Annotated in this window: 17 protein-coding genes; 11 read left to right on the top strand and 6 right to left on the bottom strand. The window is 73.7% G+C overall.

Annotated elements, in window-relative coordinates:
- Positions 1–9: 9 nt before the first annotated feature.
- Positions 10–1,743, bottom strand: coding sequence for a 2-oxoglutarate dehydrogenase, E2 component, dihydrolipoamide succinyltransferase (gene sucB, locus ACFVXN_RS07955; RefSeq protein ID WP_389229916.1), 1,734 nt, complete (start codon positions 1,741–1,743; stop codon positions 10–12).
- A 32-nt stretch (positions 1,744–1,775) separates the two neighbouring features.
- Complete coding sequence (gene lpdA / locus ACFVXN_RS07950) at positions 1,776–3,161, bottom strand: dihydrolipoyl dehydrogenase (RefSeq protein ID WP_389229913.1); 1,386 nt, start codon at positions 3,159–3,161, stop codon at positions 1,776–1,778.
- Between the two features lie 216 nt (positions 3,162–3,377).
- On the opposite strand from lpdA, the gene ACFVXN_RS07945 reads away from it, so the two are divergent.
- Positions 3,378–3,764 carry an oxidoreductase gene (locus ACFVXN_RS07945; protein ID WP_389229910.1) on the top strand — a complete coding sequence of 129 codons (387 nt, stop codon included), beginning with the start codon at positions 3,378–3,380 and terminating at the stop codon, positions 3,762–3,764.
- 107 nt (positions 3,765–3,871) lie between these two features.
- On the opposite strand, the gene ACFVXN_RS07940 is transcribed toward ACFVXN_RS07945, so the two are convergent.
- Positions 3,872–5,365 carry a leucyl aminopeptidase gene (locus ACFVXN_RS07940; RefSeq protein ID WP_389229907.1) on the bottom strand — a complete coding sequence of 498 codons (1,494 nt, stop codon included), beginning with the start codon at positions 5,363–5,365 and terminating at the stop codon, positions 3,872–3,874.
- Between the two features lie 40 nt (positions 5,366–5,405).
- Here ACFVXN_RS07940 and ACFVXN_RS07935 point away from each other — a divergent pair, with 40 nt between their 5' ends.
- From ACFVXN_RS07935 to ACFVXN_RS07920, 4 genes are read left to right on the top strand one after another with little or no spacing between them, the layout of a single operon-like run.
- The gene (locus ACFVXN_RS07935; RefSeq protein WP_389229904.1) at positions 5,406–5,762 is read left to right on the top strand and encodes a hypothetical protein; all 357 of its coding nucleotides are present in this window, start codon (positions 5,406–5,408) and stop codon (positions 5,760–5,762) included.
- Positions 5,762–6,187 carry a hypothetical protein gene (locus ACFVXN_RS07930; protein ID WP_389229901.1) on the top strand — a complete coding sequence of 142 codons (426 nt, stop codon included), beginning with the start codon at positions 5,762–5,764 and terminating at the stop codon, positions 6,185–6,187. The genes ACFVXN_RS07935 and ACFVXN_RS07930 overlap by 1 nt, the downstream gene beginning before the upstream one ends.
- A 10-nt stretch (positions 6,188–6,197) precedes the next feature.
- Positions 6,198–7,265, top strand: a complete 1,068-nt coding sequence (locus tag ACFVXN_RS07925) for a quinone-dependent dihydroorotate dehydrogenase (protein ID WP_389229898.1) — start codon at positions 6,198–6,200, stop codon at positions 7,263–7,265.
- Positions 7,265–7,507: a hypothetical protein gene (locus ACFVXN_RS07920; RefSeq protein ID WP_389229896.1), complete on the top strand. Its 243-nt coding sequence runs from the start codon at positions 7,265–7,267 to the stop codon at positions 7,505–7,507. Before ACFVXN_RS07925 ends, ACFVXN_RS07920 begins: the two co-directional genes overlap by 1 nt.
- A gap of 6 nt (positions 7,508–7,513) precedes the next feature.
- Here the strand turns inward: ACFVXN_RS07920 and ACFVXN_RS07915 are convergent, their stop codons facing one another.
- A complete protein-coding gene (locus ACFVXN_RS07915; protein WP_389229893.1) occupies positions 7,514–9,016 on the bottom strand; it encodes a PLP-dependent aminotransferase family protein in 1,503 nt (500 codons plus the stop codon).
- 61 nt (positions 9,017–9,077) lie between these two features.
- Between ACFVXN_RS07915 and ACFVXN_RS07910 the strand changes: the two genes are divergently transcribed.
- The 6 genes from ACFVXN_RS07910 (at position 9,078) to ACFVXN_RS07885 (ending at position 13,750) form a co-directional block, all read left to right on the top strand.
- Positions 9,078–9,755 (top strand): YitT family protein, encoded by a 678-nt coding sequence (locus tag ACFVXN_RS07910; protein WP_389229890.1) that lies wholly within the window; start codon positions 9,078–9,080, stop codon positions 9,753–9,755.
- Positions 9,756–9,868: 113 nt separating this feature from the next.
- Positions 9,869–10,435: an LppA family lipoprotein gene (locus ACFVXN_RS07905; RefSeq protein WP_389229888.1), complete on the top strand. Its 567-nt coding sequence runs from the start codon at positions 9,869–9,871 to the stop codon at positions 10,433–10,435.
- A 181-nt stretch (positions 10,436–10,616) separates the two neighbouring features.
- Positions 10,617–10,934, top strand: coding sequence for a hypothetical protein (locus ACFVXN_RS07900; RefSeq protein ID WP_389229885.1), 318 nt, complete (start codon positions 10,617–10,619; stop codon positions 10,932–10,934).
- Complete coding sequence (locus ACFVXN_RS07895; protein WP_389229882.1) at positions 10,931–12,613, top strand: alpha/beta hydrolase; 1,683 nt, start codon at positions 10,931–10,933, stop codon at positions 12,611–12,613. Before ACFVXN_RS07900 ends, ACFVXN_RS07895 begins: the two co-directional genes overlap by 4 nt.
- The gene (locus ACFVXN_RS07890) at positions 12,610–13,185 is read left to right on the top strand and encodes an LppA family lipoprotein (RefSeq protein ID WP_389229879.1); all 576 of its coding nucleotides are present in this window, start codon (positions 12,610–12,612) and stop codon (positions 13,183–13,185) included. The genes ACFVXN_RS07895 and ACFVXN_RS07890 overlap by 4 nt, the downstream gene beginning before the upstream one ends.
- A 61-nt stretch (positions 13,186–13,246) precedes the next feature.
- On the top strand, positions 13,247–13,750 hold the full coding sequence (locus ACFVXN_RS07885) for an LppA family lipoprotein (protein ID WP_389229875.1): 504 nt from the start codon (positions 13,247–13,249) through the stop codon (positions 13,748–13,750).
- An 87-nt stretch (positions 13,751–13,837) separates the two neighbouring features.
- Here ACFVXN_RS07885 and ACFVXN_RS07880 read toward each other — a convergent pair whose 3' ends face one another.
- A complete protein-coding gene (locus ACFVXN_RS07880) occupies positions 13,838–14,848 on the bottom strand; it encodes an aldo/keto reductase family protein (RefSeq protein WP_389229872.1) in 1,011 nt (336 codons plus the stop codon).
- 31 nt (positions 14,849–14,879) lie between these two features.
- Positions 14,880–15,494 carry a DUF3043 domain-containing protein gene (locus ACFVXN_RS07875; protein WP_389229869.1) on the bottom strand — a complete coding sequence of 205 codons (615 nt, stop codon included), beginning with the start codon at positions 15,492–15,494 and terminating at the stop codon, positions 14,880–14,882.
- Between the last annotated feature and the right edge of the window lie 16 nt (positions 15,495–15,510).

Genomic DNA, 15,510 nt, shown 5'->3' with positions numbered 1-15,510 from the left:
GCGCACGGTCTACAGGCCGACCTCGGCCTCGAACGCGCCCTCCTCGATCCGCTGCTTCACGGTCATGAGGTACCGCGACGCGTCGGCGCCGTCGACCAGGCGGTGGTCGTACGACAGGGCCAGGTAGCACATCGACCGGATCGCGATGACCTCCTCGCCGTCCGCGTCCTTGATGACGACCGGGCGCTTGACGATCGCGCCGGTGCCGAGGATCGCGGAGGTGCCGCCGGGGACGATCGGCGTGTCGAACAGCGCGCCGCCCGAGCCGGTGTTCGTCACCGTGAAGGTCGCGCCGGACAGCTCGTCCGGGGTGACCTTGTTGGCGCGGGTGCGCCCGGCCAGGTCGGCGATCTTGCGGCCGATGCCCGCCAGGTTGAGGTCGCCCGCGTCGCGGATGACCGGCACGACCAGGCCGCGCTCGGTGTCCACCGCGATGCCGACGTTCTCGGAGCCGTGGTAGGTGATCTCCTTGCCCTCGAGCACCGCGTTGATCTTCGGGTGCACCTTGAGCGCCTCGACCGCGGCCTGCACGAAGAACGGCAGGAACGTGAGGTTGACGCCCTCGCGGGCCTTGAAGGAGTCCTTCGCCTTCGCGCGGAGCCGGGCCACCTTGGTGACGTCGACCTCGACCACGCTGGTCAGCTGCGCCTGGCTGTGCAGGGCGTCGACCATGCGCTCGGCGATGACCTGCCGCAGGCGGCTGGCCTTCTCCGTGGTGCCGCGTAGCGGCGAGGGCTCGACGGCCTTCGACGCCGGGGCCGCGGACGGGGTCGCGGCGGGCGCCGGGGCGGCGGCCTTCGCGGCCTGCGCCGCCTTCTCGGCCGCCTCGAGGACGTCCTCCTTGCGGATGCGGCCGCCGACGCCGGTGCCGGTCAGGGTCGCCACGTCGACGCCCTTCTCGGCGGCCAGCTTGCGGACCAGCGGGGTCAGGTACGACCCGCCGGCCTGCGGCGCGGGGGCAGCAGCAGCGGCCGGAGCCGCAGCGGGGGCATCCTGCTTCGGCGCGGGCACCGGGGCGGGGGTGGCGGCGGGCGCCTCCTCCTTCGGGGCCGGAGCCGGGGCCGCGGCCGGGGCGGACGCGGCCGGCGCGGCCGAGCCGGAGCCCGAGCCGATCACCGCGAGCGGGGCGCCGACCTCGGCGGTCTCGTCCTCGCCGACCAGGATCTCCTGGAGCGTGCCGGCGAACGGCGACGGGACCTCGGTGTCGACCTTGTCGGTCGAGATCTCGAGCAGGGGCTCGTCGACCTCGACGGAGTCGCCGACGGCCTTGAGCCAGCGGGTGACGGTGCCCTCGGTGACGGACTCGCCGAGCGCCGGGAGGACGACCTGCTGGCCGTCGCCGGAGCCGGAGTCGGCGGCCGGGGCGGCCTGCTCCTGCGCGGCGGGGGCGGCCTCGGCCTCGGGGGCCGGGTCGGCGTAGCTCTCGCCCTGCGTGTCGGCGGGGGCCTCGGCCTGCTCGGCCGGGGTCTCCTGGGCCGGGGTCTCCTGCGCGGAGCCCGAGCCGGAGCCGTCGCCGATCACGGCCAGGACGGCGCCGACCTCGGCGGTCTCGTCCTCGGCCACGAGGATCTCCTCGAGCACGCCGGCGAACGGCGACGGGACCTCGGTGTCGACCTTGTCGGTCGAGATCTCGAGCAGGGGCTCGTCGACCTCGACGCGGTCGCCCACGTTCTTGAGCCAGCGGGTGACGGTGCCCTCGGTGACGGACTCGCCGAGAGCGGGAAGCTGCACGTTGTCGGACATGACCGCTCGTGCCTCCTTCGAAGTTCGTGTGGTCAGTTGTGGGCGTGCAGCGGCTTGCCGGCGAGCGCGAGGTGCGCCTCCCCGAGAGCCTCGTTCTGCGTGGGGTGGGCGTGCACGAGCTGCGCGACGTCCTCCGGGTAGGCCTCCCAGTTCACGATGAGCTGGCCCTCCCCGATGAGCTCGCCGACGCGGGCGCCGATCATGTGGACGCCGACGACGGGGCCGTCCTTCTGGCGCACGAGCTTGACGAAGCCCTGCGTCGCGAGGATCTGGCTCTTGCCGTTGCCGCCCAGGTTGTACTCCAGGGTCTCGATCGCGTCGGCCCCGTGCACCTCCTTGGCCTTGGCCTCCGTGAGGCCGACCGAGGCGACCTCCGGGTCGGAGTAGGTGACGCGGGGGATGCCCGACTCGACGATCGGCTGCGGGTTCAGGCCCGCGATCTCCTCGGCGACGAAGATGCCCTGGGCGAAGCCGCGGTGCGCGAGCTGCAGGCCCGGGACGATGTCGCCGACGGCGTAGATGTTGCCGACGCCGGTGTGCAGCCGCTCGTTCGTGAGGACGAAGCCGCGGTCCAGGGTCAGGCCCTGCTGCTCGTAGCCGAGGTCCGCGGTGCGCGGGCCGCGGCCGACGGCGACCAGCAGCACGTCGGCGTCGAACGTCTTGCCGTCCTCCAGCGAGACGTGCACGCCGGAGTCGTCCTGGGTGACGCCGGAGAACCGGACGCCCAGGTTGAAGTTGATGCCGCGCTTGCGGAACGCGCGCTCGAACGCCTTGGACAGCGCCTCGTCCTCGTTGGGGACCAGGTGGGGGAGCGCCTCGATGATCGTGACGTCCGCGCCGAACGACTTCCACACGCTCGCGAACTCCGAGCCGATGACGCCGCCGCCGAGGATGATCGCGGACTTCGGGACGAAGTCCATCTTCAGGGCCTGGTCGGAGGTCATGACACGACCGCCGATCTCGAGGCCGGGCAGCGAGCGGGCGTAGGAGCCGGTGCCGAGGATCACGTGGCGGCCGGTGACGCGCTCGCCGTTGACCTCGACGGTGTCCTGGGCGACGAGCTTGCCGTAGCCCTCGAACACGGTGATCTTGCGGGACTTGATGAGGCCCTGCAGGCCCTTGTACAGGCGGGCGATCACCGAGTCCTTGTACTCGTTGACGCCGTTCATGTCGATGCCCGTGAGCTCGGTGTGCACGCCGAAGTGCGCACCCTCGCGGGCGTTGTCGGCCAGCTCCGCCGCGTGCAGCAGGGCCTTGGTCGGGATGCACCCGTTGTGCAGGCAGGTGCCGCCGACCTTGTCGGCCTCGATGAGGGCGACGCTCAGGCCGAGCTGGGCGCCACGGAGCGCGGCCGCGTAGCCGCCGCTCCCTCCGCCCAGGACGACGATGTCGAAAGCGGACCCGGTCGTGTCGGACACGTGTTGACTCCTCCGGCGCAGGCAGTGGTGGGACGCGGTTGTCCGTGGCCCATCTTGTCATCTCCCTCTGGGCCCGACGACCCAGATGACGGGCCGCGACGTGTGATTCTGGGAACAGTCATCCCATGTCTTGTCCGGCCGGTGCCGTCGCGAGCGACGCTGGGCCTCCCGGGTGAATCCCAGCGCGCGTCCAGGGAGCGCCGTTACCCTCCCGGCATGGGTCTGTTCTCCCGCCGCCGCCGCAGCGCCGATCCCGTGGCCGCCGACGCGCCGCCGACCGGCCGCGCCGCCCGCGAGGAGACGCTGGCGCACCTGCGCGAGTTCACCGCGACGCGGGTCGGGGTCGAGGCCTACCTCGAGCCGCAGACCAACGTCACGCAGACGACCCTCATGCTCATCGCCACGGACGGGGAGTGGACCCGGCGCCGCGTCCCGGACGCGAAGGCGGGGTACGAGATCGCCCGGACCCTCGGGATCCCGGTCTACGACGTGCAGCGCACCGGCTACCCGCAGCGGATGCGGGACTGGAACAGCCGCCAGCGCATCGAGCGCCAGCGCGCCCAGCGCGAGCGCGCGGCCCGCCGCGCCGTCGACCCCCGCTGACCCCTCCCACCCGGCGCGGCGCCGAAACAGGACCGCCGCGCCGAGACAGGGCACCCGGAGGTCCTGTCTCGACGCGGCGGTCCTACTTCGGCGCTGCGGCGGTCGGGTCAGCGCTCCGCGCGGGCCTCGAGCAGCGCGAGCAGGGTGCGGACGCCCACGCCGGTGCCGCCGACGGGGGTGTACCCGAACGCGGCCTTCTCGTTGAAGGCCGGGCCGGCGATGTCGAGGTGCGCCCACGGCGTCGTCCCGACGAACTCCTGCAGGAACAGGCCGGCGCTGAGCATCCCGCCGAACCGGTCGCCGATGTTCGCGATGTCCGCGACCTTCGACTTCAGCCCGGCGCGCAGGTCGGCGGGCAGCGGCATCGGCCAGAACTGCTCGCCCGCGGCCTCGGCGGCGTCGACGACCTCGGTGCGCGGGCCCTCGGCACCCATGACCGCGGACACCCGCGGGCCGAGCGCGACCAGCTGCGCGCCGGTCAGGGTCGCGATGTCGAGCACGACGTCGGGCTTCTCCTCGACGGCGGCGACCAGGCCGTCCGCCATGACCAGGCGGCCCTCGGCGTCCGTGTTCAGCACCTCGACGGTCTTGCCGCCGCGGATCGTGATGACGTCGGACGGGCGCTGGGCCGTGCCGGACGGCATGTTCTCCGCGAGGCACAGCCAGCCGGTCACGGCGACCGGCAGCTCGAGCCGGGCGGCGGCGACGACGGTGTGCAGGACGGCGGCGGCGCCGGCCATGTCGGACTTCATCGCCTCCATGCCCGCGGCGGGCTTGATGGAGATGCCGCCGGAGTCGAACGTGATGCCCTTGCCGACGAGCGCGACCTTCGCGGCCGGCCGCGACGGCGTGTAGGAGACCTTGACCAGGCGCGGCGGGCGAGCCGAGCCCTGGCCGACGCCGAGGATGCCGCCGTAGCCGCCGGCCGCGAGGGCCTTCTCGTCCAGGACGCTGATCTTCACGCCCTTGGCGCCGGCGTCCTTGACCGCGGTCTTCGCGGCGTCGGCGAACGCGGCGGGGTACAGGTCGTTCGGGGCGGCGTTGACCAGGTCGCGCACGCCGTGCACGGCGGCGGCCAGCACCTCGGCGCGGGCGAGCGCCTTCGCGGCGGCCTTGTCCCGGGCGCGCGGGGTGAGCACCGCGATCTCCGCGACCGCCGCGTCGGCGTCGCCGGTGCGGTAGCGGGTGTACGCGTAGGCGCCGAGCAGGGCGCCCTCGGCGACGGCGGTCAGCTGCGTGAGGTCCTCGGCGGGCAGGGCCACGGCGACCGAGGCGGTGCCGGTCAGCTCGCGCAGCGCGGCGCCGGCGGCCCGGCGCAGGGTCTCGGCGTCGGGGGTGGTGCGCTCCTCGAGTGCGCCGACGCCGGTCAGCACGACGACCTTCGCGGCGAGCCGGCCCGCGGCGGGCAGCCGGCGGACCTCGTCGGTCGCGCCGGTGATGCCGAGCACGCCGGCCAGGTCGGACACCTGGGTCGCGATCTCGGTCGGCAGCCAGTCGGCACCGACGACGCGGGGGCCGTCCGGGCTGCTGGCGACCGCGACGACGAGGGCGTCGGCGGTCTGGCGGGTGGGGTTCGCGGAGGTCAGAGTCACTCGGGGCACGCAGGCGATGCTATCGGTGCGACCGGTACCGTGGGACCCCGTGACTCCGCCCCTCCTCTACGCCGTCGCCGCGGCGGCCCTGCTGCTCGCCGGCTGGTCCGGGTGGTTCGCGGTCCGGGACCGCGCCGTGGTGCTCCGCCAGCTGTGGGGCGCGGCGGTCGTCGAGGGGCTGATGCTCCTGCAGGCGGTCGTCGCGGGCGTCCGGCAGGCGACCGGCGCCGAGCCCGCGGAGCCGCTCGTGTTCTGGGGTTATGTGGTCACGCAGCTCGTCCTGCTGCCGGCCGCCGCGCTGTGGGCGTTCGCCGAGCGCAGCCGGTGGTCCTCCGTCGTGCTGGTCGTGGCGGCCGTCGCCGTCGCGTTCCTGCAGCTCCGCCTGAACCAGACCTGGGGGTCCTGATGACCGCGCCCGCACAGCCGGCCCGCCGCAGCACCGCGTCCGGTCCGGGCCGCGTGCTCGTGGCCGTCTACGGCGTCTTCGCCCTCGCGGCGACGGCCCGTGCCGCCTACCAGATCGCCGAGAAGTTCGACGAGGCGCCGCTCGCCTACCTGCTGTCCGCGCTGGCGGGGGTCGTCTACGTCGTCGCGACGGTCGCGCTCGCGAAGGACTGGCGGCGGGTCGCGTGGGCCGCGGTCCTCGTGGAGCTCGCGGGCGTGCTGGTCGTCGGGACGCTCTCGGTGCTGGACGCGGGGGACTTCCCCGACGAGACCGTGTGGTCGGTGTTCGGCCAGGGCTACGGGTACGTGCCGCTGGTGCTGCCGTTCCTCGGGCTCGCGTGGCTCCGGCGCACCGGGTCCCGCCCCACGCGCCCCGCCGGCCAGTAGGTTGGTCGACGTGTACGACCTCCTCTTCCGCACGGTCTTCGCCCGCATGGACCCCGAGCGCGCGCACCACCTCGCGTTCGGGGCGATCCGCGCCGCCGCCCGCGTGCCCGTCCTCAACGGCGTGCTGCGCTCCGCGTTCGCGCCCCCGGCCACCGGTGCCGTCCAGGTCCTGGGCCGGACGTTCCCGTCGGCGTTCGGCGTGGCGGCCGGGTTCGACAAGAACGCGGTCGGGGTCCCGGGACTGACGATGCTGGGCTTCGGGTTCGTCGAGGTCGGCACGGTCACCGCGTGGCCGCAGCCGGGCAACGAGGCCCCGCGGCTGTGGCGCGTGCTCGACCGCCGGGCGCTGCGCAACCGGATGGGCTTCAACAACGAGGGCGCCGTCGCGGTCGCCCGGCGCCTGCAGCGGCTGCGCTCGACGCCCGCGGGGCGCGCGCTCGTCGTGGGGGTGAACATCGGCAAGACGAAGGTGACCGCGCCCGAGGACGCCGCGGACGACTACGCGACCAGCGCCGGGCACCTCGCGCCGTACGCCGACTACCTCGTGGTCAACGTGTCGTCGCCGAACACGCCGGGGCTGCGGGACCTGCAGTCGGTCGACGCGCTGCGCCCCATCCTGCAGGCGGCCCGCGCCGCGGCGGACGAGTCGGCGGCGACCGCGCGGCGACCCCGGGTGCCGCTGCTGGTGAAGATCGCCCCGGACCTCGCCGACGCGGACGTGGACGCCGTCGCCGACCTGGTGCTCGAGCTCGGCCTGGACGGCGTGGTCGCGGTCAACACGACGATCGCCCACGACCTCGGCGAGGGCGGCCTGTCGGGCCCGCCGCTGCTGGACCGGGGTCTGGTCGTCGTCGCCCGGCTGCGGCACCGCCTCGGTGCGGACGCCGTGGTCGTGGGGGTCGGCGGCGTCACCTCGCCGGCCGACGCCCGGGCGTACCTGGCCGCCGGTGCCGACCTCGTCCAGGGGTACACGGGGTTCATCTACGAGGGGCCGTTCTGGGCGTCGCGGATCGGCCGGGCGCTGGCCCGCGACGCCGCGGCGACCCGGGTGACCCGCGCGACCCGGCGGACCGCCTGATGGTGATGCAGCCCCACTGGGCGTGGGAGCTCGTCGCCGCGGACGGCACGGTCCTGGACCGTCCGGTCTCGCCGGTGTTCACCACCCGGTACGACGCCGAGGAGTGGCTCGGCGCGCAGTGGCGCGCGCTGCGCGACCAGGGGGTGCGCACCGCCGCGCTGCGCAACGACGGCGCGCCCGTCGCGCCGGTGCACGACCTCGCGGTCGTGCCGGAGCAGGTGTCCGGGGCGCCGCGCGCCTGACCGGCGTCAGACCAGGGCACCCGGGGCGGAGGCCCCGAACGCCCCCGTGTCGGCGACGCCCGGCTGCCCCAGCGCGGCCCACGCCAGCGCGAGGCCGTCGACCGCGCGGCGCAGCTCGTCCGGTTCGGCGGTGAACGGCAGCCGCAGCCGGTCCTCCAGCCCGCCGTCGACCCCGAACGCCGGGCCGGGTGCGACGCGGACCCCGTGCGCGAGCGCGAGCGAGGCGAGCGCCGACGACACGGGGGCGCCGAGGTCGACCCACAGCGTGTGGCCGCCGGGCGGCACGCTGAACCGCCAGCCCGGCAGGCGGTCGGCCAGCAGCCCGGCGAGCAGGTCGCGGCTCCCGCGCAGCTGGTCGCGCCGCTCGACCAGGGGCGCGTCGCCGAGCCGGAGCAGCTCGGTCGCGACGAGCTGGTCGATCACGGCGGTGCCGAGGTCGGCGCTGCGGCGGGCGTAGCCGAGCCGGGTCACCAGCTCGGCCGGGCCGCGCAGCCAGCCGACCCGCAGGCCGCCCCACCAGCTCTTCGACATCGACCCGATCGCCACGACGCGCGGTGACGTCCCGTCGCCCGACCAGGAGTCCGGCGCGGGCCCGTCCAGGGTGAGGTCGGTCAGCACCTCGTCGCCCGCGACGACCGTCCCGGTGCGGCGGGCCAGGTCGCGGACGCGGGCCCGGCCCTCGGCGTCGAGGCTGGCGCCGGTCGGGTTGTGGTGGTCCGGGATCAGGTAGACGAGCCGCGGGGCGACCTGCCTGACCGTGGACTCGAGGAGGTCGAGGTCCGTGCCGCCGCGGCCGGTGGGCACCGGGACGGGGCGGGCGCCGACGGCTCGCACCGCGGCGATGGCGTGCGGGTAGGTCGGCTGCTCGACGACGACGCGGTCGCCCGGGCCGGCGTGCGTGCCCATCAGCAGCGCGATCGCGTGCTGCGCGCCGGTCGTCACGAGGACCTGCTCGGGCCGGGTGGGCGTGCCGCGGGCGGTGTACCGGTCGGCGATCGCGGCCCGCAGCGCCTCGAGGCCCAGCGGGAGGTACCCGTGCCCGCAGTGCCGGGGCAGCGCCTCCACCGCGCGGGCGACGGCGTCGTGCAGGGCGGCGGGGGCGGCGCACGCCGCGATCGTCAGGTCCACGAGCCCGTCGGGGGCGAGCGGCTGGTGGGCGGACCGCGCGGGGGCGGGTCGCGGGGCGGTCGGGCTCGTCCGCGCCGGCCGGCCGGGGGAGTCGCCGGGCAGGGCGGTGACCGTGCCGGAGCCCTGGCGGCTGAGCAGGTACCCCTCCTCACGCAGCAGCCCGTACGCTCCGGTCGTCGTGGTGCGGGAGACGCCGAGCGCCGTCGCCAGCTCCCGCTCGCCGGGGACGCGGGTCGCCAGGGGGAGGTCGCCGGCGAGCACGGCGCGACGGACGGCGTCGGCGAGCGCGGCGTACGCGGGGCCGGGGCGCCGCCACTGCCCGAGGACGGCGGCCAGGCCGGTGCCGCCGATCCGGCGGTCGGAGACGAGGAGCGAGGACATGAGGCCACTCTTGCGCAAGTGGCTATCGAATGAAAGGCCACTTCGGGTCGAGAATGAGGCCATGTCCGCTGAACTCGATGCCACCTCCGGGACCGCCCCGGTGACCGCCACGCCGGCCCCGACCGACTCGCCCGACCCCCGCGCCGTCCGTCGCGGCACCCAGCTGGTCGCCGGCCTGGTGCTCTACGCCCTGTCGATGGCGATGCTCGTGCACGCCGCACTGGGCAATATGCCCTGGGACGTCCTCACGCAGGGCATCTCGAAGCAGGTCGGCTGGTCGTTCGGCAGCGTCACCCTGGTCATCAGCGTGCTCGTCCTCGCGTGCTGGATCCCCCTGCGGCAGCGCCCCGGCATCGGCACCGTCGCGAACGTCCTCGTGATCGGCGTGCTGGTGGACCCGTTCCTCGCCCTGATGGACCTGCTCCCGGACGCCCTGCCGCTCTGGTCGCGGATCGCGCTGACCGCCGCGGGCATCGTGCTCAACGGCGTCGCCGGGGGCCTGTACATCGGCGCGCGCCTCGGCCCCGGGCCCCGCGACGGCCTGATGACCGGCCTGGTCGGGCGGACCGGCTGGCCGATCGGACCGGTGCGGATCGGCATCGAGGTGGTCGTGGTCGCCGCGGGCTGGCTGCTCGGCGGGACCGTCGGCGTCGGCACCATCGCCTACGCCCTGGGCATCGGGCCGCTCGTCCACGTGCTGCTGCCGCGGTTGACGGTGCCGGTCCGGACGCGGGGCTGACCCGCGGGCTCCGGTGGTCGGGAGCGGCGTCCGACCGGCGTCGGCTCGGTAGGGTGGGCGCCGCCCGGACTCCTCGGGCGACCATGCTGAGCAGGGGGAACACGGTGCACCGCATGCGGACGGTGACGGCCCGGTGGGGTGCGCTCGCGCTGCTCGCGACGGTCGTCGCCTCCTGCGCGGGGCCCGGACGAGACCAGGCCGGGCCGTCGCCGTCCGGCTCGCAGGCGGTCCGGCCCTCGATGGAGTCGGTGCTGGACCGCTACGACGCGATGCAGCGCGACATGGTCGCGGCGCTCGACGAGCAGCTGCCGGGACTGACCTGGGAGGTGAACTCCGGGGGGCTCGGGCTCGTCCGCGCGGGCTGCGCCGACGAGGACGCGAGCGACACGGCGGAGGAGGTGAGCCTGCTCAAGCACATGGCGCCCGGCACGCTGGACCCCGCGGACTGGCACCGGTCGGTGGAGGTCGTCCAGTCGGTCGGCGAGCGGTACGGGTTCGACAGCGTGACGACGGTCGTGGACCGGCCGGACGACCTCGAGATCATCGGGGAGGACGGTTTCGGTGGTCGGTACCGGTTCGGCATGGCGGTGAACACGATCCTGTCGGTGACCACGGGCTGCCACGAGTGGGACGCCGTCCCCGCCGAGGGCGGCGAGCGACCGTCGCCGATCGTCGGATGACAGGACGGGACGCTGACTCCCTCAGCGGGACGAGCACGGGACCGTCGGGCCACGCGCAGGCTGCGGCTGACGACCGTCGCCGGGGCCGGCCTGTGGATATCGGCATCCGACGGGCTGCCGCTGGGTAGGGTGAGCGCGCACCTGGATGCGCCGGGCGGCCAGGATGAGCAGGGGGAACACGGTGAGCGACGTCCATATGGCGCCGGCCGATGTCCGCGCGTCCGCCGATCGGATCGCCGAGGCGGGTGAGGCGGTACGGACGTCCGCCCATCCCACCCACGTCGCCCAGATCGCGGCAGCCATGACCGGGAGCCGCAGTGCAGCAGCCGCGCGGCGGGTCTACACCGCGTGGAGCACCGGTGCCAGCGACTGGTCCCGAGCAGCCGCGCGCCAGTCCGCGAACATGGCGGCGGCCGTCACCGACACCGTCGCGCGGGATGCCGCGGTGGCATCGTCGACGCAGCGGATCGCCTCGCGTCTCGAGCAGGCGGCGCGGTGACGTCGGTCAGTGCCGTCCTGGCCTGGGACATCGACGGGCTGGACCGAGCCGCCGACGCCCTCGCCCTCGATCGAACGACCCTCGTCGGTCTCCAGGACGAGCTGGACGACGGTGCCCCTCCAGGGAGCTGGACAGGCGCCTCCAGGGACGCGGCGCGGACCGCTCACGAGCCGCTGGTGGACGGCCTCGCGGACACGGTCGCACAGGTCGCCGCGGTCGCCGCCGCGGTCGACGACGCCGCGGCGTCGCTCCGGGCAGCCCGCGGCGAGGTCGAGGCCGTCCTCGACTGGGCGTGGCGCAACGGCTACAGCGTCGATCGCGCGACCGGCCGCGTGCGCGATTCGCTCTGCTCTTCCGACGACGTGGCCGAGGAACGCCGCGTCGTCGCGTCCGAGACCGCCGACCGCCTGCGTCAGGCGCTGCTGTCCGCTGAGCACGCCGACACCCAGCTGGCTGCGGTGCTCGACCGCGTCTCCACCGGTGGGCTCGCCGCTCGGAGCGACACGCTCGCGGTCGCCGCGGCGGGTGGAGCCAGTGACGGCGGGCTCGGGGTCCGCCCCGCGCCGCTCGACGGCACCCCCGCGGAGGCCAACGCATGGTGGCAGTCGCTGTCGGCCGAGGACCAGGACGCTGTGCTCGCGCAGCACCCCGAGTGGCTCGGCAACACCGACGGGATCCCCGCCGGCGTCCGGGACCGGGCGAACCGCGCACTCATCGACGTCTACCGCACCGAGCTCCAGGCCGAGGCGGAACGCCTGCAGGCGGCCCTCGACGGGAACCGGTTCGGCGGGACGTTCACCAACGACGACGCGCGACTGGCGCTCGTCCTGAGCAAGATTCAGGGACTTGATGAGATCGAGATCGTGATCGGGCGAGATAACCGCCAGTTGTTGGTGCTGGACATCGACGGGTCCCGAGAACTGATGGCTGCCGTCGCGGTCGGGGATGTCGACTCCGCCGATCACGTTGCAGTCTTCACACCCGGTCTTGGCACCACGGTGCAGAAGGATCTCTCCCGGTACGACGACAGCATGCGAGCGCTCTGGGAGACGGCGAGGGACGAGTCCGAGCTCTACGGTGACGGCGGGTCGGTCGCCACTGTGTCCTGGCTGGGTTACGAGGCACCGCAGATGTCAAAGGTCTACGACCTGGGCGGAGGATCGGTAGTCAGCCCTGCAGCCGCCGAACAGGGTGCCGTCCGACTCGCCGACTTCTATCGCGGTGTCGACGCCTCGAGATCGGTCGATCCGCACCTCACAGCAGTCGCACATTCCTACGGTTCGACGACCACCGGGTACGCGTTGCGGGAGCAGACGGGGGTGGACTCCGCGGTGATCTTCGGCTCGCCGGGCATGGGGATATCAGAGATTGGCGAGCTCCACGTCCCGGAAGGCCAGGTTTTCCGGATCGAGGCGCGCAACGACGTCGTCGCGGACCTGCAGCGCTTCGGGCTCGACCCCAGTCACGTCGGTGGCATCGAAGGCCTCTCAGCCGAGGAATCGGTTGTCGATGGTCGGTCGCTCGCCGAGTCCACGGGGCATTCCGCGTACTTGCGAGCCGACACGACGAGCCAGCACAACATCGCAGCCGTCGTCGCCGGCACGTCGGAGCGCATGGTGCGCGACGACGGGCGCGGCCTCGGTGACGTGCTGACCTGGCCCGTGCCGTGGACACGATGACGCGCCCGGATCGGATTCTGGGTATCAGCCTCCTGCTGGCACTCGTCCTTGTCGGCTGCGGACGGAGCGACGTGAACGACGTGAACGACGACGAACGAGAGCAGGTGACGACGGTGAGCACGCGACCGCCGATGGAGGACGTCCTCGACCGCTACGACGCGATGCAGCGTGACATGGTCGCGGGGCTGGCCGCCGAGCTCCCGGGTCTCGAGTGGCGCGCGAACGACGACGGCATGGGCATGGTCCGGTCCGGCTGCGGGGACGACGGGGCGAGCCCGACGGGTGAGAAGGTCAGCATGCTCAAGCACGCTGCGGACGGGACTCCCGCGCGCCAGGACTGGGACCGTGCGGTCGAGATCGTGGAGGAGATCGGCCGCGGTTACGGGTTCACCGACCTGACGCCCGTCGTCGACCGGGACGAGGACCGGATCGTCATCGGGGAGGACGGTTTCGGTGGTCGGTACCGGTTCGGCATGGCGGTGAACACGATCCTGTCGGTGACCACGGGCTGCCACGAGTGGGAGACGGTTCCGTCGGGGGACTACGAGCGACCGTCGCCGATCGTCGGATGACGGCGCGCGGCACTGTGGAGCCGGTGGGCAACGCGCTCGGGCGTCTCTCGTCGCCGCCGCCGTGGCCGTGCTCGCCGCGTGCGCCGGGGGAGCGGACCCGGTGACGCTGGACGGACGACCCTCGATGGAGGAGGTCCTCGACCGCTACGAGGCGATGGAGCGCGACATGGTCGCCGCCGTGGAGGCCGAGCTGCCCGGGCTCGCGTGGCAGGTCGAGGACGACGGGGTCGGTCTGACGCGGTCGGGGTGCGTCGAGGACGTGACGTCGGACCGTGCGGAGAGCCTCAGCCTCGTCGGGCTCTGGGCCCCCGGCACGCTCGATCCCGCGTCCTGGCGCGCGTCCGCGGAGGTGGTGCGCGGCGTCGGCGAGCGGTATGGGTTCGACGACGTGACGACGCTCGTGGACCGGCCCGACGACCTGGAGCTCGTCGGGCAGGACGCGTACGGCGGTCAGTACAGGTTCGGCATGGCCGTGAACACGATCCTGCCGGTGTCCACCGGTTGCCACGAGTGGGGCGCCGTCCCCGGCGAGGAGTACGAGCGCCCGTCGCCGCTGGGTGGCTGACCGGCGAGGCGGCCGACCGGCCCCGGGACGAGTACGACGTAGGGCCGGCCCCCGAGGGGACCGGCCCTACGTCGTACCCGCGCAGTGTCAGCGCGAGGTGGGCGAGTTCTTCGCCGTCTCCTCGGGGTCGGTCACCACGGCGTCGCCGAGGATCTCGTCCATCCGCGTCAGCAGCTCCGCGGGGATCTCGACGCCGGACGCCTTGACGTTCTCGACGACCTGCTCCGGGCGGGACGCGCCGATGATCGCGGCGGCGACGTTCTGGTTCTGGAGCACCCACGCCACCGCGAGCTGCGCGAGCGACAGCCCGAGCTCGTCGGCGATGGGCTTCAGGTCCTGGACGCGCTGGAGCACGTTCGGGCGGTCGAGGAACGACTTGACCATCCGCGCCCCGCCCTTCTCGTCCGTGGCGCGGGAGCCATCGGGCAGCGGCTGGCCGGGCTTGTACTTGCCGGTGAGCACGCCCTGCGCGACGGGGGACCAGACGATCTGCGAGAGGCCGAGCTCCTCGGACGCCGGGACGACCTGCTCCTCGATGACCCGCCACAGCGCGGAGTACTGCGGCTGGTTGGAGACGAGCTGGAAGCCGAGCTCCTTCGACAGCGCGTGGCCGGCGCGGATCTGGTCCGCGGTCCACTCGCTGACGCCGATGTAGAGGGCCTTGCCGGAGCGGACGACGTCGGCGAACGCCTGCATCGTCTCCTCGAGCGGCGTCTCGTGGTCGTAGCGGTGCGCCTGGTACAGGTCGACGTAGTCGGTCTGGAGGCGCTGCAGGGAGCCGTCGATGGACTCCATGATGTGCTTGCGCGACAGGCCGGTGTCGTTCGGGCCCTTGGGGCCGGTGGGCCAGTAGACCTTCGTGAAGATCTCGAGGGACTGCCGGCGCTCGCCCTTGAGGGCCTCGCCGAGCACCTCCTCGGCGACCGTGTTCGCGTACACGTCGGCGGTGTCGAACGACGTGATGCCGTTGTCGAGGGCGGCCCGGACGCAGGCGGTCGCGGCGTCGTTCTCGACCTGCGAGCCGTGCGTGAGCCAGTTGCCGTAGGTGATCTCGGAGATCTTGAGGCCGGAGCGGCCCAGGTGGCGGTAGTTGACCATGACACCACCCTAGGCCGGTCGGCGGGCTGCGCTACTCCGGGTAGTCGCCGTGCTTGACCTGCGGCTTCGGCAGGCGGGCTCGGCGGATCTGGAACACGCGGGTGATCGCGTACATCATCAGGCCCCGCTGGCCGGCGGCGTCGGCGCCGAACTTCGCGGTCAGCTTCTTGCGCAGCCGGCGCCACATGATCACGACGTCCACGACCATCGCGATGATGAAGACGTACAGCAGCACCAGACCGAGGAACGCGAGCTCCGCGCTGATGCCCGTGAGCAGCATGTTGAGCAGCAGCATGACGATCGCGACCGGCAGGAACAGCTCGCCGAGGCTCCAGCGGGCGTCCACGTACTGGCGCACGTACCGGCGGACCGGGCCCTTGTCCTTGGCCGGCAGGTAGCGCTCGTCGCCGGTCTGCATGGCGGCGTACTGGCGGTCGCGCTCGACGCGCTGCGTCGCACGGGCCTCCTTCGCGGCGGCCTTGCGGTCGGCGGGCACCAGGGGGCGCCGGTTCGCGGCCTCCGCCACGCTGCGCTTGGGCGTCGGGCGACCCTTCTTGGACCCGGGGACCTCGACCATGCCGGGGGTCTCGGGGGTCAGGGGCGTGGAGTCCGCCTGCGCGGTGCTGTCCTTGCTGCGTCCGAACACCGCTCCAGAGTAGTCG

It is taken from the genome of Cellulomonas sp. NPDC058312, assembly GCF_042880135.1.
Taxonomy (GTDB): Bacteria; Actinomycetota; Actinomycetes; order Actinomycetales; family Cellulomonadaceae; genus Cellulomonas.
This window is presented reverse-complemented; position numbering and strand designations above follow the sequence as displayed.